This is a genomic window from Curtobacterium sp. BRB10 (genome assembly GCF_031844325.1).
GTDB classification, from domain to species: domain Bacteria; phylum Actinomycetota; class Actinomycetes; order Actinomycetales; family Microbacteriaceae; genus Curtobacterium; species Curtobacterium poinsettiae_A.
The window spans coordinates 1-17,536 of sequence record NZ_JAUZVA010000009.1; the positions used below are offsets into that span (position 1 = coordinate 1).

General features: G+C 71.5%; 18 protein-coding genes. 9 read left to right on the forward strand and 9 right to left on the reverse strand.

Annotated features, from left to right (window positions below):
* Positions 1-116 precede the first annotated feature (116 nt).
* Complete coding sequence (locus Q9R26_RS16695) at positions 117-512, forward strand: hypothetical protein (protein WP_182066426.1); 396 nt, start codon at positions 117-119, stop codon at positions 510-512.
* Between the two features lie 122 nt (positions 513-634).
* On the opposite strand, the gene Q9R26_RS16700 is transcribed toward Q9R26_RS16695, so the two are convergent.
* Positions 635-2,020: an FAD-linked oxidase C-terminal domain-containing protein gene (locus tag Q9R26_RS16700; protein WP_311227953.1), complete on the reverse strand. Its 1,386-nt coding sequence runs from the start codon at positions 2,018-2,020 to the stop codon at positions 635-637.
* Between the two features lie 141 nt (positions 2,021-2,161).
* Between Q9R26_RS16700 and Q9R26_RS16705 the strand changes: the two genes are divergently transcribed.
* On the forward strand, positions 2,162-3,115 hold the full coding sequence (locus Q9R26_RS16705; protein WP_311227954.1) for a manganese catalase family protein: 954 nt from the start codon (positions 2,162-2,164) through the stop codon (positions 3,113-3,115).
* A 64-nt stretch (positions 3,116-3,179) separates the two neighbouring features.
* Here the strand turns inward: Q9R26_RS16705 and Q9R26_RS16710 are convergent, their stop codons facing one another.
* Both Q9R26_RS16710 and Q9R26_RS16715 read right to left on the reverse strand, forming a co-directional pair.
* Positions 3,180-3,614, reverse strand: coding sequence for a VOC family protein (locus Q9R26_RS16710; protein WP_311227955.1), 435 nt, complete (start codon positions 3,612-3,614; stop codon positions 3,180-3,182).
* Between the two features lie 78 nt (positions 3,615-3,692).
* Positions 3,693-4,271, reverse strand: coding sequence for a helix-turn-helix domain-containing protein (locus tag Q9R26_RS16715; RefSeq protein WP_311227956.1), 579 nt, complete (start codon positions 4,269-4,271; stop codon positions 3,693-3,695).
* An 85-nt stretch (positions 4,272-4,356) separates the two neighbouring features.
* On the opposite strand from Q9R26_RS16715, the gene Q9R26_RS16720 reads away from it, so the two are divergent.
* Positions 4,357-5,238: an SDR family oxidoreductase gene (locus Q9R26_RS16720; protein ID WP_209133746.1), complete on the forward strand. Its 882-nt coding sequence runs from the start codon at positions 4,357-4,359 to the stop codon at positions 5,236-5,238.
* 96 nt (positions 5,239-5,334) lie between these two features.
* Here Q9R26_RS16720 and Q9R26_RS16725 read toward each other — a convergent pair whose 3' ends face one another.
* A complete protein-coding gene (locus tag Q9R26_RS16725) occupies positions 5,335-6,210 on the reverse strand; it encodes a DUF808 domain-containing protein (protein WP_311227957.1) in 876 nt (291 codons plus the stop codon).
* Positions 6,211-6,304: 94 nt separating this feature from the next.
* Between Q9R26_RS16725 and Q9R26_RS16730 the strand changes: the two genes are divergently transcribed.
* A complete protein-coding gene (locus Q9R26_RS16730; protein WP_182066433.1) occupies positions 6,305-6,574 on the forward strand; it encodes a hypothetical protein in 270 nt (89 codons plus the stop codon).
* Positions 6,575-6,607: 33 nt separating this feature from the next.
* Here Q9R26_RS16730 and Q9R26_RS16735 read toward each other — a convergent pair whose 3' ends face one another.
* Together Q9R26_RS16735 and Q9R26_RS16740 are read right to left on the reverse strand one after the other, a co-directional pair.
* Complete coding sequence (locus Q9R26_RS16735; RefSeq protein WP_311227958.1) at positions 6,608-7,018, reverse strand: VOC family protein; 411 nt, start codon at positions 7,016-7,018, stop codon at positions 6,608-6,610.
* Between the two features lie 48 nt (positions 7,019-7,066).
* Positions 7,067-7,645 (reverse strand): TetR family transcriptional regulator, encoded by a 579-nt coding sequence (locus tag Q9R26_RS16740; protein ID WP_311227959.1) that lies wholly within the window; start codon positions 7,643-7,645, stop codon positions 7,067-7,069.
* Between the two features lie 68 nt (positions 7,646-7,713).
* Between Q9R26_RS16740 and Q9R26_RS16745 the strand changes: the two genes are divergently transcribed.
* A complete protein-coding gene (locus Q9R26_RS16745; RefSeq protein ID WP_262137040.1) occupies positions 7,714-8,475 on the forward strand; it encodes an SDR family NAD(P)-dependent oxidoreductase in 762 nt (253 codons plus the stop codon).
* A 188-nt stretch (positions 8,476-8,663) separates the two neighbouring features.
* Here the strand turns inward: Q9R26_RS16745 and Q9R26_RS16750 are convergent, their stop codons facing one another.
* The gene (locus Q9R26_RS16750) at positions 8,664-9,251 is read right to left on the reverse strand and encodes a TetR/AcrR family transcriptional regulator (RefSeq protein ID WP_311227960.1); all 588 of its coding nucleotides are present in this window, start codon (positions 9,249-9,251) and stop codon (positions 8,664-8,666) included.
* A gap of 81 nt (positions 9,252-9,332) precedes the next feature.
* Positions 9,333-11,537 carry an MDR family MFS transporter gene (locus tag Q9R26_RS16755; RefSeq protein ID WP_311227961.1) on the reverse strand — a complete coding sequence of 735 codons (2,205 nt, stop codon included), beginning with the start codon at positions 11,535-11,537 and terminating at the stop codon, positions 9,333-9,335.
* Positions 11,538-11,633: 96 nt separating this feature from the next.
* On the opposite strand from Q9R26_RS16755, the gene Q9R26_RS16760 reads away from it, so the two are divergent.
* From Q9R26_RS16760 to Q9R26_RS16770, 3 genes are all read left to right on the forward strand, one after another.
* Positions 11,634-12,098, forward strand: a complete 465-nt coding sequence (locus Q9R26_RS16760; RefSeq protein WP_259580537.1) for a MarR family winged helix-turn-helix transcriptional regulator — start codon at positions 11,634-11,636, stop codon at positions 12,096-12,098.
* Between the two features lie 91 nt (positions 12,099-12,189).
* Complete coding sequence (locus Q9R26_RS16765) at positions 12,190-14,019, forward strand: DEAD/DEAH box helicase (RefSeq protein ID WP_209133735.1); 1,830 nt, start codon at positions 12,190-12,192, stop codon at positions 14,017-14,019.
* 217 nt (positions 14,020-14,236) lie between these two features.
* Entirely contained in the window at positions 14,237-15,571 is a 1,335-nt protein-coding gene (locus Q9R26_RS16770) for a fibronectin type III domain-containing protein (protein ID WP_209133733.1), read from the forward strand.
* A gap of 116 nt (positions 15,572-15,687) precedes the next feature.
* Here Q9R26_RS16770 and Q9R26_RS16775 read toward each other — a convergent pair whose 3' ends face one another.
* On the reverse strand, positions 15,688-16,611 hold the full coding sequence (locus Q9R26_RS16775; protein WP_311227962.1) for an NAD-dependent epimerase/dehydratase family protein: 924 nt from the start codon (positions 16,609-16,611) through the stop codon (positions 15,688-15,690).
* Between the two features lie 155 nt (positions 16,612-16,766).
* Between Q9R26_RS16775 and Q9R26_RS16780 the strand changes: the two genes are divergently transcribed.
* A complete protein-coding gene (locus Q9R26_RS16780) occupies positions 16,767-17,525 on the forward strand; it encodes a TetR/AcrR family transcriptional regulator (RefSeq protein WP_311227963.1) in 759 nt (252 codons plus the stop codon).
* The last annotated feature ends 11 nt before the right edge of the window (positions 17,526-17,536 follow it).

Genomic DNA, 17,536 nt, shown 5'->3' on the forward strand with positions numbered 1-17,536 from the left:
CCGATCTCCGGTCGTTACCGCTCTGTGACCTTCGAGCCCATCCGGACAGCGGTCACGCCCGCAAGTACGTTCGCTGTGAGGCCGCTGAACGTGGCTCATCGAGAAAGGCATTCCCCATGGCATCGACGTCCAGTCGTCCCACCTCCGTCACCGTGTCGTTCGTCATCTGGCTGGTGGTGGTCCTGGCGAACATCCTGCAGGGCATCATCGGTCTGGTCTCGGGTGGCAGCTCGTCCGCCGCACAGGACGTCGGCACCGCCCCGCTCGTCGGTGGCGCGATCTTCGCGTTCATCCTCGCCGTGATCGAGCTCATCATCGTCTTCAAGATGCGCGACGGCCGCAACTGGGCCCGCATCGTGCTGACGGTCCTCGCGGTCCTGCAGCTCATCGGTGTCGGCGTCGGTGCGGCCTCGGGTGGCAACGCCTTCGGGTTCATCGGCGGCATCGCGGTGCTCATCGCGACGATCCTGATGTACGTCGGTGGCGCGAACGGGTACTTCCGTCGCCACTGAGCGGGCGTGCGTGCGGAGGCGCTCCTGCGTGACGCACACCGGTCGCTGAACGCGACCACTTGACGCAACGGGAGGCCCGGTGCCAGCTGGCACCGGGCCTCCCGTTGCGTCGTCCACCCGGGTCAGAACGCCTTGCCCGGGTTCAGGGTCCCTGCCGGGTCGAGCGCGTCCTTGACGGAGCGGTGCATCGCGAGCACGCGTTCGCCGAGCTCGACGCGCAGGCCCGGCAGCTTCAGCAGCCCGACGCCGTGCTCACCGGTCACGGTCCCACCGAGCGCCAGGCAGTCCGCCACGATCTGGTCGAACGCGGTCTTCGCGCGGGCCTTCGCGGCGTCGTCGCCCTCGGGCGCGATGATCAGCGGGTGCAGGTTGCCGTCGCCGGCGTGCGCGATGTTGGCGATCGTGACGTCCTGCGCGTCCGCGGTCACCTGGATCCGCCGGAGCATCTCGGGCACCGCGCTCCGTGGCACGCAGATGTCCTCGGTCAGCACCGGACCGAGCCGTTCGAGCGCCGGGTAGGCGAGCCGGCGGGCCTGGAACAGTCGGTCGATGTCCTGAGGGTCGGTGGCCCGCTCGACGTCCGTGCCACCTGCCTCGGCGAAGACGTCCGCGACGTGGTCGGCGATCGCGTCCCCGGCGGCACCGCGCTCGTCGACCCGCGCGAGCAGCAGGGTGTCGACGTCCGCCGGCAGCCCGAGGTGCATCCAGTCGTCGACGGCCCGCAGGCAGGTGCGGTCGACGATCTCGAGCGCGGCGGGGACGATCCCCGCACGCGAGATCGCGGCCACGGCGTCGCCCGCGGCGGTCAGCGAGGGGAAGTACCCGATCACCGCACGTTCGTCACGGCCGGCCAGGGGGAGCAGCTTCACGGTGACCGAGACGACGATGCCGAGCGTGCCCTCGGAACCGACCATCAGTCCGGTGAGGTCGTACCCGGCGACGCCCTTCGCCGTCCGGCGGCCGAGCTCCACCACCGACCCGTCGGCCAGCACGACGGTCATGCCGAGCACGTAGTCGCGGGTGACCCCGTACTTGACGCAGCAGATGCCGCCGGCGTTCGTCGCGACGTTGCCGCCGATCGTCGAGATCGCCGAGCTCGCGGGGTCCGGCGGGTACCAGAGGCCGTGCTCGGCGACGACGGCGCGGAGTGCGTCGTTGATGACGCCGGGTTCGGTGACCGCGTACCGCTCGTCGGTGTTCACCTCGAGCACCCGGTTCATCCGCTCGAGCGACACGACGATCGAGTCGGCCATCGCGTTGGCACCGCCGGACAGGCCGGTGCCGGCACCGCGGGGGACCACACGCAGACCCGCTGCGGCTGCCCACCGGACGGCGGTGACGACGTCGTCGGTGCCGCGTGCCAGGACCACGGCGAGCGGTGCCGCGGAGTCGGCCCACTCGGCGTCGTCGTGGCGGTAGTGCTCCAGTGACTCCGGGTCGTGGAGCACCTGCTCGGACCCCAGCAGGTGTTCGAGGGCGGTGGCGTCGGCTGCGGTGGTGACGGTCATGCGGAGTGCTGGTCCTTCCGGCGTGCTGCGGTGCGGAGCGTCCGACGATACGCCTCGGTGCCGTCCGTCCGTGTGCTCTGCCAGCCACACTGAGGAGCGTTGGGCCCGCGGCGGAACCGTCGTACGGAGCAAGGAGGCCCCATGTACTTCCACGCACAGACCTGGATCAACGAGATCGCCGACGGTGAACCGGACCCCGCCGCCGCGAACGCCCTGCAGGAGGGGCTCGGCGGACAGTTCGGCGAGATGCGCACGATGATGCAGTACCTCTTCCAGGCGATGAACTTCCGCGGCCCCGCCGCCAAGCCGTACCGCGACCTCATCCAGGGCGTCGGCACCGAGGAGATCAGTCACGTCGAGCTCATCGGCACCACCATCTCGCGGCTGCTGGACGGCTCGCCCGAGTACAGCGGCAAGCTCACCGACCCGCTCGACACCCCGGGAGCGAAGGGCGCGACGCCGCTGAACATCGCCCTGGACACGAGCAACATCCACCACTACCTCGTCGGTGCCCAGGGAGCCCTGCCCGTCGACGCCGCGGGCAACCCGTGGAGCGGCAACTACGTCTACAACTCCGGCAACCTGCCGCTCGACCTGCTGTACAACCTGATGCTCGAGTCGACCGGTCGCCTGCAGAAGTGCCGGATCTACGAGATGACGGACAACCCGACCGCCCGCAGCACGATCGCCTACCTGATCGTGCGTGACCAGGCGCACGAGAACGCCTACGCGAAGGCGCTCGAGACGCTGGGTGTCGAGTGGAAGACGCTCCTGCCGATCCCGAAGACGAACGCCGAGCGGTTCCCGGAGGTCAAGGAGCTCGTCGACCTCGGACTGCAGAGCAAGCAGTACAGCTTCGATCTCGACGGCGCGTCCGAGGCGGGCAAGATCTTCCGCGGGGCGTCGCCCTCGAAGGACGGCACCGACCTGTCCGCCACAGAGCAGGCCCCGGTCGGTGTGCCGTCGTTCATCGCGGAGGAGCGGCTCGAAGAGTTCGCACCGGGGCTCGACGCAGACCTGCTCGCCCTCATCCAGCAGACCGCCGAACTCGAGCTCGACCAGGCGGAGACGCCGATCTACGGGCCGGTGGCCTGACACCCTGCCGGACGTGATGACGCCAGGCCGGTGGCGCGTCCGCCGCCGGCCTGGCGTCGGGTCGTCAGTCCAGGCAGAACTCGTTGCCCTCGACGTCCTGCATGACGATGCACGACTCGTCGACCTGGTCCGCCGTCATCCGACGGATCTGGGTGGCGCCGAGTGCGACGAGTCGGGCGCTCTCGGCGTCGAGGGCCGCGAGCCGTTCGGCGCCGACCATGCCGGTTCCGACCCGGACGTCCAGGTGCACGCGGTTCTTCACCGTCTTGCCCTCGGGGACGCGCTGGAAGAACAGGCGCGGGCCGGCGCCGGTCGGGTCGACGCACGCGAAGGCCGCCCCCTGGTGCTCCGGCGGCAGCGACCGGTCGAAGGCGTCCCAGTCGGCGAACCCCGGTGGGGGCGGTGGGACCACGTACCCGAGGACCTCGCACCAGAACCGGGCGACACGCTCCGGCTCGGCGCAGTCGAACGTCACCTGGACCTGTCGCACCGTTGCCATGGCGCCGAGGATACGACGATGCGCGACCGGCGTCCGCCCGGGCCGCCCGCGTCCGCCCCGCGCCCGCCCGGCGCCCGCTCAGCCGAGCTGGGCTGCCGCCGCTCGGAGCTCGGCGAGCGCGGCCGTGGCGTGGTCGGCCAGCCGGTCGTCGTCCGCGCGCCCCACACCGGACCACCGCTCGAAGCCCTGCTTGAACGCCAGGACCCCCATCTCGGCGGCCAGCCGAGCGGGCGCGTCGGGGACGCCACGGCCGACGAGGGCGTCGGTCATGGCCGCGGCCATCCCGACGCTCTTCAGGGCGTCGCGCTCCTGCAGCTCGGCACTGGCGGAGACGGCCGCTCGCAGTCGTGGTCCGAGCTCGCGGTTCATCGGTCCCATCTCGTCCGAGGCCCGTTCCAGTCCTGCTGCGACGGCGTCGAGCGGGGTGGTGTCGGCCGGTGCGCCGGTGATCCCCTCGGCGAGCAGTCGGCTCAGGGTCTCCTGCCCGGCGACGAGCAGTTCGCGCTTGTCCGGGAAGTGCCGGAAGAACGTGCTCTTGGTGACACCGGCGCGCTCGGTGATCTGCGCGACGGTCGTCTCGTCGTAGCCCTGCTCGGAGAACAGGTCGACCGCGGCCAGGACCAGTCGTTCCCGGGCCCCGGGTTGCCATCGCGCCATGGGACGATCATACGCGACGGGACAATTGTCCCGTCGCGGGTGTACCGTGACGGTACAAAAGTCCCATCACTTCTGAGGAGCACCCATGCACGTCTTCGTCACCGGCGGCACCGGCACCATCGGCACCGCGGTCGTCACCGAACTCATCGCCGCCGGGCACACCGTCACGGCACTGGCCCGATCGGACCGGTCGGCAGCTGCCCTCGTCGCCGCGGGGGCGACCCCCGCCCGCGGTGCACTCACCGACCTCGACGTGCTGCGCGAGGGCGCGCGCTCCGCCGACGGCGTCGTCAGCCTCGCGTTCTCGAACGACTTCAGCTCGGCGGAGGCGCTCGAGCGGGGCATCGCCGAGGAGCGCGCCGCCATGGCCGCACTCGGCGAGGCGCTCGTCGGCAGCGACCGCCCGTTCGTCGTCGTCTCTGGCACGCCGTGGGAGTCCGGTCGAGCCTCGGTCGAGACCGACCCGCTCCCGCTCGAGGGGCCGGTCGCGGGTCGCGCCCGATCCGTCCTCGCCGCCCTCGAACTGGCGGCACGGGGCGTCCGGGTCTCGGCCATCCGGCTGCCGCGCACCGTGCACGCCGACGGCACGGGTGGGTTCGCGGGGATCCTGACGGAGACGGCCCGACAGGCGGGGGTCGCGGGCTACCCCGGCGACGGCGAGCAGCGGTGGCCCGCCGTGCACGCCGCGGACGCGGCGGTGCTGTTCCGGCTCGCGCTCGAAGGTGCTCCGGCGGGGACCGTCTGGCACGCGGTCGCCGACGAGGGCGACCGGGTGCGTGACCTGGCCGAGGTCATCGGGCGTCGGCTCGGCCTGCCGGTCGAGCGGGTGGCCGACGAGACCTTCGGCGCGTTCGCGCCGATCTTCGCGATGGACCAACCGGCGTCGAGTGCCCACACGCGCGAAGCGCTCGGCTGGGTCCCGACACACCCGAACCTGCTCGAGGACCTGGAGAACGTGCAGCGCTGAGCGCCGCGGAGCACCGTCAGCGGTGGGCGGACGGCGCGCTGGACGGGAGGCGCGGTGCCGGGCCGCCACGGGCCTCCTGTCCGCCGTGCAGCCGCGTCAGTGCTGCCCGCCGCGCAGGCGGCCGACGCCGAGCACGATGCCGACGACGACCATGCCCAGCGCGAGGCCGGCCACGGCCGACACGGCGGTGTCGGCGATCCACACGACGACGGGGCCTGCGGCCTCGAGCGCGTGCTCGATCACGTGCAGCAGGTCGTACGGCCCGTGCCAGACGGTCTCGGCGAGGTTCGCGATGACCAGGTGTCCACCGACCCAGAGCATCGCGACCGTGCCGATGACGCTGATGACCCGGAAGACCATCGGCATCGCACGGACGATGCGGGCACCGCTCCGACGGGTGCGGCGGACGGAGTTCTTCATCATCTGCAGGCCGATGTCGTCGACCTTCACGAGCAGTGCCACGGCGCCGTAGACAACCGCGGTCATGACCAGGCCGATCACGATCAGGGCGCCGAGCGTCGGCCAGAGCCCCAGGTCGGGGTCGAGGCCGGCCAGTGCGATGAGCATGATCTCGGTGCTCAGGATGAGGTCGGTGCGGATGGCGCCGAAGACGAGCTTCGGTTCGGTGACGGCCTCGTCGGACCCGCCCTCGTGGTGCACGCCGAACCACTCGGTGACCTTCTCGGCGCCTTCGAAGCACAGGTACGTGCCGCCGAGCAGCAGGAGCCACGGCAGCACGCCGGGCGCGAAGGCCGTCAGCAGCAGGGCCAGCGGGATGATGATGACGAACTTGTTGAACAGGCTGCCGAGCGCGATGCGCCCGACGACCGGCAGCTCGCGGGCGGGCTCGAGGCCCTGCACGTACTGGGGCGTGACGGCGGCGTCGTCGATGACGACCCCGGCGGTCTTCGCGCTGGCCTTGAGGGCTGCGGAGAGGATGTCGTCCACCACGGCGAGCAATCCGACTGACAATTCGTTCTCCACTCGTCTGACCTGTGACCGTGCACAGCGTAGTGGCCGCGGGGCATCCTGAACGCCAGCCACCGGACGTCCGTAGGCTCGCGGCATGGCTGACTTCACCGCATCCCAGGCCGCCGTCGTCCGGATCGAGCGTTCCGAGCAGGGGCGCTGGGACCTCTCCGTCATCAGCGACGCCGGTGTCGCGATGGGGCACGGGGTGTACCTGTTCGACGCGGCCCAGGACGACGCCGAGGACGAGCAGGCCGCAGCCCTCGACTTCGTGCGTGACTACGGGTTCCGGTTCGAGCGCGACGCGGTGCAGGCCGACGGTCCCGACGCCTTCTGGGCGCCGCTGCTGCCGTCCGACCAGCAGTAGGCGCTGCAGCGCGCGGGACGCAGCGCGCCTGGGTCAGCGTGCCGAGCCCTCGAACCCGATCAGCCAGGTGACCCCGAACGCGTCACGGACGGTGCCGTCCCAGTCGCCCCACGGCCGCTGCTGCAGCGGGTCGACGACCGTACCGCCCTCGGCGAGCTGGTCGAACCACCGACGCAGGACGTCCGGTTCCGCAGCGCCGAGCAGTGAGAAGAGCAGCCCCGTCGCCGAGAACGGGGTGTCGCCCTCGCTCGCGTCCGCGGCGAACAGCTGCAGCTCGCCGGTCAGCTGGCCGTGCGCGACGGCGTCGGCCGGACCGTCCGTGCGGGAGAAGTCCGCGTTGGTCGCGATCCGCACCTCGCCACCGAACACCCGCTGCCAGTGCTCGAGGGCACGCCTGGCGGTGCCGGCGAACTGGAAGTACGGCGCGGGTCCGGTCGTGTGCATGCCCGGCAAGGTACTCCGGCGTGCGGAGTGGGGGAAGCCCGGGGTTCGTCAGTCGAGCAGCGCCAGTGCGCGCTCCACGACGTCCTCCGGTCGTCCGTCGCCGTGCAGGGCCCACCAGGTGAGTGCTGCGCTCGCGGCGGCGGCCAGCGTGTGGGCGCGCACGGCGGCGGCGAGGTCGTCGGCGGTGCCCCCGTCCCGCTCGGCCACGTACCGCAGGATCTCGTCGGTCAGGGCCGTGACCGTGGCTGCGCCGACGTGCTCGAGCGACGGGTTCGCGCGGATGACCCGGAGCCGGTGCCGGGTGACCTCGACCGCGTCGTCCGGGAACGTCGCACCGATCCGGTAGGCCGCCCGGAGCGCGACCGCCGAGGGCTCGTCGGCCGGCCGTGCCCGGAGGGCTTCGCGGAACCGTGCCGCGAACTCGTCGAGACCTCCCCACACCAGCGTCGCCTTGTTCGGGAACAGCCGGAAGAGCGACCGGCGACTGACCCCGGCCGCCGCGGCGACGTCGTCCATCGACACGGCGTCGAAGCCCTGGTCCTCGAACAGCCGGAGCGCGACGAGGGACACGGCGTCGGGGTCGATGGTGCGCGGGCGCCCCGTCGGACGGTCGTTCGTCGAGCTCATGGAGACCTTTCGGCACTGAGTGCTATAACCGGTGTGGCGCAGCGAGCGCCTCGCATCGAGGAGACGACATGACCGACACCACCACCGCCGGACGGTTCACCGGCAGGACCATCATCGTCACCGGAGCGGGTTCCGGCATCGGACGCGCCACGGCGACGCGCATCGCGAACGAGGGCGGCCGCGTCATCGCGACCGACGTCGTGACCGAGCGGCTCGACGCACTCCGCACGGAACTGGAGGGCTTCGCCGTGGAGACCGTCGTCGGTGACGTCGCCGCGAGCGAGACCATCGACGCACTCATCGCGGCCGCCGGTGACCGGGTGGACGGACTCGCCAACGTCGCCGGCATCATGGACGCGTTCCTGCCGCCGGACGAGGTCGACGACGCCACCTGGGAGCGTGTCTTCAGCGTCAACGTCACGGGCCCGATGCGCCTGACCCGCGCCGTGCTGCCCCTGATGATCGCCGCCGGCAAGGGGTCGGTCGTGAACGTCGCGTCCGAGGCCGCCTTGAAGGCCTCGGCCGCCGGCGCTGCCTACACCTCGTCCAAGCACGCCATCGCCGGGTACACCAAGAGCGTCGCGTTCTTCCACGGGCCGCAGGGCATCCGGGCGAACGCCGTGGCACCGGGTGCGGTCGCCACGAACATCGAGGCGCCGATGCGCAGCGAGTACGCGGCTCGCCGGGTCGGTCCGATCATGCAGACCACCATCCCGCCGGTCGCCCAGCCCGAGCAGCTCGCCGCCGCCATCACCTGGCTGCTGAGCGACGACTCGGCGAACGTCAACGGCGCGGTGCTGCCGAGCGACGGTGGCTGGTCCGTCGTCTGACGCTGACCACCTGACGGACGGGAGGCCCGTGGCGGCGCCGCCACGGGCCTCCCGTCCGCCTTCGGCCACGTCGACGACGCGCGGTTCCTTCCCAGAGCGCGTGCGCTGGAATGCGGAACCGGGCGTACCGGGCCGGAAGTTCCTGCCCGGTACGCCCGATCCGACACGGCGAGCCAGCGGCCGGCGGCTCAGGAGACGAGCGCCGCCATCTCGCGCACGACGGAACGGAGCCGATCCGCGAGCTCGTCGTTGCTCCGCACGGTCTCGCGGTGCGCCGCCTCGCTGAGCGCGGACATCACCAGGGTCACGGCGGTGCGGGCGGTCTGCGCGTCGGTGCGGGTGCCGACGACGCTGAGCAGGGACTGGCGCGACTCGGCCATCCACCGCATCACCATCGCGGACATCTCCGGCCGGAGCACGAGCAGCTCCTTCATGCGACGGCGGTCCTGCGAGAGCGGGACGGTCGCCGCGACCAGGGTGCACAGGTCGTCGACGAGGGCGCCGTCGGCCTCGACGAACCGGGCCGCGGCACGCTCCGGGACCTCGACGGAGTCGAGCCCGAGCGCCGCGTGCGCCTTCGACGAGAAGTAGTTGAAGAAGGTGCGGGGGGAGACGTCGGCGTCGGCGCAGATCTGCTCGACCGTGACGCCGTCGAGCCCGTGCGCCGACACCAGGGTGAGCGCTGCGTCGTGCAGTGCCTGTCGGGTCTGCTGCTTCTTCCGTTCACGCAGCGTGCACGGCTCCGTTGCCGCAGCCGCTGCCGGTGTGGTGATCACGTGGACTCCTGGTGGTTGGTGTGTCTGTGTGTGGGAGGGGCGCCCGCCCGGAAAGGGGGCACGGACGGACGCCCCGGTCGGTCACCGACGGTGCGTCGGCGTGGATCCGGTCGAACCCTGTCCGGTCGAACCCGATCCGGTCGGTACGGACCCGGTCATCGGTCCGGTGAACGAGCCGGCCTCGGCTGCTGCGGCACCCGCCTCGGCCTCGAGCTGCGCCTCGGCGGACATGTCGGCCTGCTCCTGGAGCGCGGAACGCTGGCGCAGCGGCGGCACCCGGAAGAACCAGGTCAGTACGAACGCGAGCAGGATGACGCCGAGACCGACCCAGTAGATCGTCACGGACGAGGCGTTGAAGCCCGCCATGAACGGCCGGGTCAGGCGGCTGTCGGCACCGGTCAGGAACGAGGTGTCGTTCGTGCTGGTGGCGCTGTCGCTCGTGCTGGTGCCGTCGTCGATCTTCTTCGCCAGCTCCGGGGTGAGCTCGTCGACCCAGTAGGAGCGCTGGTCGGCGTTCGACCAGTCGACGGACACGGTGCCGCCCTGCACGCTGGCGTGCGCCTGGTCGGCGACCTGCTCGAGCGCGGACTGCTCGGCGGCCGGCGTGGCCGCCGCGACCTGCTGGTCGATGACGCTCTGCGCTGCTGCGGCGGGCACGGCACCTGCGGTGACCTGCTGCTGCACGGCCGCGGTGACCTGCTCGGTGACCGCGGCGTCGGCGGCCTGCTCCGCCTTCGCCGAGGCCGCGTCGAGCTGCGACTGCACGGTCTTCGTCAGCGGGGTGACGACGGGCGTCCAGATCTTGTCCATGGCACCCTGGTTCGCCTTCGCGCTGGCGACGGTCGGGTTGAGCGCGGCGTCGAGTGCCGGACCGAGGTCCTTCTGGTTCGCCGTGGCCGTCAGGATGTTCGCCGGCATCACCGAGAACAGGATGGACAGCAGCACGGCGGTGCCGAGCGTGCCACCGATCTGACGGAAGAACGTGGCGGACGACGTGGCGACGCCCATGTCACGGGCCTCGACGGAACCCTGCGACGCCAGGGTCAGCGACTGCATGACCGATCCGAGGCCGAGCCCGATGAGGAACATGCCGATCATCAGGAACCAGAGCGGCTTGTCGATCGTCATGAAGGTCAGGACGACGTAGCCGGCGGAGACGAGCGCGGTGCCGATGACCGGGAAGATCCGGTACCGGCCGACGCGTGCGACGATCTGGCCCGAGGTGATCGAGGCGATCATGAGACCACCGACGAGCGGCAGGGTGGCGAAGCCGGACTCGGTCGGGGTCAGTCCGACGACGATCTGCAGGTAGAGCGGGATGGTGAGCATCGCGCCGAACATCGCGAAGCCGACCAGGAACCCGATGACGGTCGCCATCGAGAACGTGCCCGAGCGGAACAGCTTGAGCGGGATGATCGCCGCGTCGCCCATCTTCGACTCGATGAGCAGCAGACCGATCAGGCCGACGACACCGACGACGTAGCAGGCGATGGCGGCGGGGGAGCCCCAGCCCCAGATGCGGCCCTGTTCCGCGACGAGCAGGAGCGGCACGAGGGTGACGATGACGGCGGTCGCGCCCCACCAGTCGACCTTCGGCTTCGCGTCGCCGGCGCCGTGCACCTTCGGCAGGTGCAGGAACACGATGACCATGAGGAGCGCCGCGACACCGATCGGCACGTTGATCAGGAGCACCCAGCGCCAGCCCGTGATCCACAGGATCTCGGAGGAACCGGCGAGCAGACCGCCGATGAGCGGGCCGATGACGGACGAGATGCCGAAGACGGCGAGGAAGTACCCCTGGTACTTGGCGCGCTCCCGCGGGGCGAGGATGTCGCCCATGATCGCGAGCGGCAGCGACATCAGCGCGCCGGCGCCGATGCCCTGTACCGCGCGGAAGGCGGCGAGCATGAGCATCGAGGTCGACATCGACGACAGGACGGCGCCGAGGATGAAGACGACGATGCCGAAGATGTAGAGCGGGCGCCGGCCGAAGATGTCGGAGAGCTTGCCGTAGATCGGCGTCGCGATCGTCGAGGTGATGAGGTAGGCGGTCGTCACCCAGGCCTGCTGGTCGAGCCCGTGCAGGTCGTCGCCGATCGTGCGGATCGCCGTGCCGAACACCGTCTGGCCGAGCGAGGACAGGAACATGCCCGCCATCAGGCCGTAGATCACCAGGAGGATCTGACGGTGGGTCATCAGCGGCTGCTGGCCGGCGCCCGCGGAGGCCGCGGGGGCCTCGGCGGTGTGCCGACCGTGCTGCACCGGGACGGGTGCGGTGGCGGTCATCGAACTCCTTTTTCTGGCTGTGAAACTTTGCAGACCGCGCAACGATACATCTGTTGCTTCCGGCAAGCAACTAAATGTGCCCGCTACGCTGAGCGCGTGACCGACGACCGGCGTGCCGCCGAGCGACTCCTGCGATCCCAGCTCGACCGGCTGTGGGTCCGGCAGACCCTGCGCTCTTCGCTCATCGAGTCCCGCGGTGGCCTCGACCCGACGGCCCGCGTGATCCTGCGAGCCGTCGCCGGGCACGGGCCGGTCCGGGCGACCGCGATCGCCGACGCGACGGGGCTGTCACGCCCGGTGATCAGCCGCCGGGTCGCCTCGCTGATCGAGGCCGAGCACCTGATCGGGTCGCCCGACCCCGCGGACGGCCGCGCCACGCTCGTCACGCTCGCCCCCTCCGGGCGACGGCTGCTCGACGAGCTGGACGCCGCCGGGGCCGAGGTGTTCGACGACCTGACAGAGGAGTTCGCCTCCGACGAGCTGCGCTCGCTCGCCGAGATGCTGACGCGACTGAACGACCGGGCGGACGCGGTCCTGGGGATCGGCACCACGCGCTCCTGAGGTGACCGAGGGCAGGGACGGGAGGCCCGTGGCGGCATCGCCACGGGCCTCCCGTCCCTGCGGAGCGCGCATCCGAGATACCGTTGGTGGTATGAGCACGGACACCACCCCAACCACTGAGACCCTCGACGACGGGCCCGTGGTGACGTTCGCCGGTCTCGGCCTGAGCGACGCTGTGCTCAAGGCCGTCAAGGACATCGGCTACGAGACCCCTTCCGCCATCCAGGAAGCCACCATCCCCACGCTCCTCGCCGGGCGCGACGTCGTCGGCCTGGCGCAGACCGGTACCGGCAAGACCGCGGCCTTCGCGCTGCCGATCCTGTCCCGCATGGAGTCCGGCAGCAAGAAGCCCCAGGCGCTCGTGCTGTCCCCGACGCGTGAGCTCGCCCTGCAGGTGTGCGAGGCGTTCGAGCAGTTCGCGTCCCACATGAAGAACGTGCACGTCCTGCCGGTCTACGGCGGCCAGGCCTACGGCGTGCAGCTGTCCGCCCTGCGCCGCGGCGTCGACGTCGTCGTCGGTACCCCCGGCCGCATCATGGACCACCTGGCGAAGGGCACGCTCGACCTGTCCGAGCTGAAGTACCTGGTGCTCGACGAGGCCGACGAGATGCTCAAGATGGGCTTCGCCGAGGACGTCGAGACGATCCTCGCCGACACCCCCGACGACAAGCAGGTCGCGCTCTTCTCGGCGACCATGCCCGCGCAGATCCGCCGCATCTCGCAGCAGTACCTGACCGACCCGGCCGAGATCACCGTCAAGACCAAGACGAAGACCGCCGCGAACATCACGCAGCGCTACCTGATGGTCTCGTACCCGCAGAAGGTCGACGCGCTCACCCGCATCCTCGAGGTCGAGGACTTCGAGGGCATGATCATCTTCGTCCGCACCAAGAGCGAGACCGAGACCCTGGCCGAGAAGCTCCGTGCCCGCGGGTACGCAGCCGCCGCGATCAGCGGTGACGTGGCCCAGGCCCAGCGCGAGCGCACGGTCAACCAGCTGAAGTCGGGCAAGCTCGACATCCTGGTCGCGACGGACGTCGCCGCCCGTGGCCTCGACGTCGACCGCATCACGCACGTCGTGAACTTCGACATCCCGGTCGACATCGAGTCCTACGTGCACCGCATCGGCCGGACCGGTCGCGCCGGCCGCTCGGGCGACTCGATCAGCTTCGTCACCCCGCGCGAGCGTCGCCTGCTGTCCGCGATCGAGCGTCACACCAAGCAGCCGCTCACGCAGATGCAGTTGCCGACCATCGACGACGTCAACGAGACCCGCCTGACGCGCTTCGACGACGCCATCACCGCGGCGCTCGAGGACCAGGGCCGGATCGCCGCCTTCCGCGACGTCATCGCGCACTACGTCGAGCACCACGACGTCCCCTCGGACGACGTCGCCGCTGCCCTGGCCGTCGTGGCGCAGGGCGACTCGCCGCTGCTCCTCACCGCAGCCGACGACGCCCTCCGCACCCAGATGGAGCGCGACGCCCGTCGCAGCGAGCGCGACGAGCGTGGTGCCCGCGACGACCGTGGCGGCCGCAGCGACCGCGGCGACCGTGGTGGCGACCGCGACCGTGGTGACCGCGGCGACCGCGGCCCGCGCCGTTCGCAGCCGATGTCCCCGTACCGCATCGAGGTCGGCCGTCGTCACCGCGTCGAGCCGCGCCAGATCGTCGGTGCCCTGGCCAACGAAGGTGGCCTGCGCCGCGACGACTTCGGTGCGATCCAGATCCGTCCGGACTTCTCGATCGTCGAGCTGCCGGCCGACATGGACCCCGGTGTGCTCGAGCGCCTCACCGACACCCGGATCAGCGGCAAGCTCATCGAGATCCGTGCGGATCGCCGTGGTGGCGGTCGCCGCTCGGACGACCGCGCCCCGCGCGGTGACCGCGACGACCGTCCGGAGCGCAGGCCGCGCTACTGAGACGCGCGCGTCTGCGACGCGACCTCTTCTGACGGGAGGCCCGGTGCCAGCTGGCACCGGGCCTCCCGTCCGTCGTCAGTGCGGGTCCCGGGCCTGCGGCATCTTGCGGTGCGGGGAACCGCAGATCCCTCCCGCAGGCGTTCCCCCGGAGTCCGCACGGTGCTGTGATGACCGGAGCCGTGACGCAGGGAGCCGCGGAGAAGGCAGGGGAACCATCGTGTACCGAGCACTCATCACCGCGGTCGCCGCCGCGGCGCTCGTCTTCGGAGGCGCGGTGCCGGCGACGGCGCACACCTCTCCGTCGGTGCCGGGAGCACCGACCGCCGTCCGCGTCACCGGCGACGCGGACAGTGCCACGCTGACGTGGCGCGGTCCGAAGCACGGCGCGAAGGTGACGGGATGGAAGGTCGCCGTCGCCGCCGTCGCGAACCGGCACGACCGCCAGGTCGACCGACTCCACCCGCGCGCCCGCTCCGACCGGTTCGACGAGCTCTCGCCCGCCACCACGTACCGCTTCTCGGTGCGTGCCCTCGGCCACCGGGGGACCGGCCGCACGATCACGCTGCGCTGGACGTCACCGTCGGTGCCCGAGCCGGAGACGACGCAGTCGCTGTTCGCGCTCGACGGCAACGGTGACGTCGTGCGGTTCGCGGATTCCGGCGGCGGTGCGAAGACCGTGGTCGCGACGGACGGCGAGGGCTTCGCCGCGAACGCCGACGGTGACGTCTTCACCCCGTCGGCGGACGGCACCGAGATCCTGCTGCACCCGGCAGACGGTGGCGGGATCTCGATCATCGCGTCCGGGCTGCACCTGACCCCGGACCTGCGCTCCGACGCCGAGGGCAACCTGTACTGGGTGGACTCGGTGAGCGGTGCGGTGCAGAAGCTGTCCGTCGGCACCTCGACCCCGAAGATCGTGCTGGACCTGGGTGGCAAGGCCGTCGGGAGCGATCAGCGTTTCTGGACGGTCACCCCGGACGGCAAGGTCGTCGTACTCGGCGGAACGGTCAGCCAGCCGTACGTCAAGGGCACCGGCATCGCGCCCCGCACGTTCACCGGGCCGATCGGCACGGTCGTCGGCTACCCCGCCGGCGTGCTCGCCGACTCGCACGGCAACGTCTACGTCGACATCCGATCGACCGGTGGCGCCGGGTCGTGGGTCTGGTACCAGCTCAAGCCCGGCGCGACCCGACTGACGCAGATCGAACCGCGGTACGCGTTCGAGTACGCCGCCGCGAACGCCGACGGCTTCTCGCTCCTGCAGTCGGCGCAGTTCTGCCCCGCCCCGTCGGAGTACCGGCCGGGCGGGTGCACGATCGACCGCGGCATCCCGGACAAGCTCGTGGTGGGCAGCGGCGGCACGTCCACCGTGCCGGTGACCGGGCTGACCGCCGGGTCGCGTGGCGAGCACCTGGGTGCTGCCTCCGCCGACGGGGACGTGTTCGTCTCCATCGACAGCGGCCCCTCGGTCGGGCTGTGGAAGGTCCCCGCCGCGGGTGGAGCTGCCCGGCAGCTCGACGCGGCGCAGTACTCGAGGCTGCTGGTGATCTGACCGGCGGTGCGAGGCGGGAGGGGGTGGGACGCAACGGCGCGTCCCACCCCCTTCCGTGTGCGGCGGCTGTCCAGGCGGTGTCGCGGAGGTGTCGCGGTGGTGGCGGTGGCGGCGGTTCAGGCTGCGCCGTCGGCCGTCCGGCGGCACACCTCGTCCCACGGGGTCGGTTCGATCCCGAAGTGCGCCCGGCTCTCGCGGTCGTCGACCACGTACGGCGCGGTCCACTGGTAGGTCAGGTCGGCCAGCTCGCGCATCATCGGCGACACGAGCCCGCCGACGCGGAACAGGGCCGCGGGCATCCGGTGCACCGGCACCGCGGGCTTCCCCGCCGCCGCGAGGACGTCGGTGAGGGCCTGGCGCTGCGTCCGCGGTGCGTTGCTCGGCACCGTCCACGTGCGGCCGTGGGCGCCCTGGTCCTCGGCGGCGGCGACGAGGGTCCGGGCGACGTCGAGCACGTCGGTGAAGGTGTGCGGCAGGTCCGTGCGACCGACCATCGACACCGCCCGACCCCGCAGCGCCGCCGGCAGCACGCGCGTGACGTGCCCGTTCGCGCCGATCCCGGGGCCGAGGTAGTCCGAGGCGCGGACCTCGACGGCGCGGACACGGCCGGCGTCGTGCGCGGCGAGGGCGTCGGCCCACATGGTGGCGCGGAGCACTCCCTTGTGGTCGGTGGCGGCGTCCGGCAGTCCCTCGTGCATCGGCCCGTCGACCGGGCCGTACGGGTACAGGTTCCCGGTGATGGCGTAGGTCGCCCCGGTGCGTTCGGCCGCGGTGAGCAGTGCTGCGGCGAGCGGGGGCCAGGTGTGCTCCCACTGCGTGTAGTCGCCGGGGTTCGCGCAGTTGTGGAGGACGGCTGCTCCCTCGGTGGCGCGGGAGAGCGCGTCGGAATCGGACGCGTCGAGCGCGAGGTGCTCGACACCGGCGATGCCCGTGCTGCGACCGGAGCGGGAGACGACCGTGGCGCGGTCACCCCGGACGGTCAACAGCTCCGCGACGTGCCGGCCGACGGGGCCGGCGCCGACGACGAGGTGGTGGGTCATGGTCTCCTGCTTCCTGGTCGATCGCGTCTTGGTCGATCGCTTCCTGGTCGATTCGAGAGCACTGCTCTCGGGGTCGAGCATGACGCTTTGGCTTCGAGAAAGCAAGAGCAGTGCTCTCCTTTGTGTGCGCTGTTCTCCCGTGCCAGGATCGTCGGATGGCAGCAACCGCCCGAGTACTCGCACGGCAGACGGTCACCGCAGACATCCTGGCCGCGGCACGCACCCGCCTGACCGACGAGGGTCCGGCGGCCCTCAGCCTGCGGGCCGTCGCCCGTGACGTCGGGATGGTCTCGTCGGCCGTGTACCGGTACTTCCCGAGCCGCGACGACCTGCTGACGGCCCTGCTCATCACCGACTACGACGAGCTCGGCGCCGCGGTCGAGGCCGCCGGTGCCGCGGCCGGACCGGCTCCCGGTGCGCGCTGGGTGGCGATGTGCCGGGCGGTCCGGGACTGGTCGATCGCGCACCCGGGGGACTTCGCGCTGCTGTTCGGCTCACCCGTGCCCGGCTACGCGGCACCGCGCGAGACCGTCGTGCCCGCGACACGGACGACGTTGGCGCTGGTGCGCGTGGTCGCGGACGCCGTCGGCTCCGGTTCGCCTGGTGCGTCGGGCTCGTCCGTCACGTCGACGCCGGAGGCGGCCGGGAGGCCCGGGTCGCCCACCGCTCCCACGGCGGCTCCCGGGGTGGCCGGTCCCGCCGTCGCGGACGCGGTCGTCACCCTGCGCTCGTTCGGCATCGCCCTGCCCGACGAGGTCCTGGTCCGCACCCTGATGGCCTGGACGACGGTGTTCGGGACCATCTCGTTCGAGCTCTTCGGCCACTTCGTCGGTTCCGTGTCCGACCCGGCCGCCTACTTCGACCAGGTCATCGTGCGCCTGGCGGATGACCTGGGGTTCGCCGCCGCGTTCTGACGCCGATGCTG

Bases quoted from the DNA above. Each gene is read 5' to 3' on its own strand.
- Q9R26_RS16705 (WP_311227954.1), top strand. From the start codon at position 2,162: ATGTACTTCCACGCACAGACCTGGATCAACGAGATCGCCGACGGTGAA.
- Q9R26_RS16710 (WP_311227955.1), bottom strand. From the start codon at position 3,614: ATGGCAACGGTGCGACAGGTCCAGGTGACGTTCGACTGCGCCGAGCCG.
- Q9R26_RS16745 (WP_262137040.1), top strand. From the start codon at position 7,714: ATGACCGACACCACCACCGCCGGACGGTTCACCGGCAGGACCATCATC.
- Q9R26_RS16780 (WP_311227963.1), top strand. From the start codon at position 16,767: ATGGCAGCAACCGCCCGAGTACTCGCACGGCAGACGGTCACCGCAGAC.
- Q9R26_RS16765 (WP_209133735.1), top strand. From the start codon at position 12,190: ATGAGCACGGACACCACCCCAACCACTGAGACCCTCGACGACGGGCCC.
- Q9R26_RS16695 (WP_182066426.1), top strand. From the start codon at position 117: ATGGCATCGACGTCCAGTCGTCCCACCTCCGTCACCGTGTCGTTCGTC.
- Q9R26_RS16720 (WP_209133746.1), top strand. From the start codon at position 4,357: ATGCACGTCTTCGTCACCGGCGGCACCGGCACCATCGGCACCGCGGTC.
- Q9R26_RS16730 (WP_182066433.1), top strand. From the start codon at position 6,305: ATGGCTGACTTCACCGCATCCCAGGCCGCCGTCGTCCGGATCGAGCGT.
- Q9R26_RS16740 (WP_311227959.1), bottom strand. From the start codon at position 7,645: ATGAGCTCGACGAACGACCGTCCGACGGGGCGCCCGCGCACCATCGAC.
- Q9R26_RS16775 (WP_311227962.1), bottom strand. From the start codon at position 16,611: ATGACCCACCACCTCGTCGTCGGCGCCGGCCCCGTCGGCCGGCACGTC.
- Q9R26_RS16715 (WP_311227956.1), bottom strand. From the start codon at position 4,271: ATGGCGCGATGGCAACCCGGGGCCCGGGAACGACTGGTCCTGGCCGCG.
- Q9R26_RS16700 (WP_311227953.1), bottom strand. From the start codon at position 2,020: ATGACCGTCACCACCGCAGCCGACGCCACCGCCCTCGAACACCTGCTG.
- Q9R26_RS16735 (WP_311227958.1), bottom strand. From the start codon at position 7,018: ATGCACACGACCGGACCCGCGCCGTACTTCCAGTTCGCCGGCACCGCC.
- Q9R26_RS16755 (WP_311227961.1), bottom strand. From the start codon at position 11,537: ATGACCGCCACCGCACCCGTCCCGGTGCAGCACGGTCGGCACACCGCC.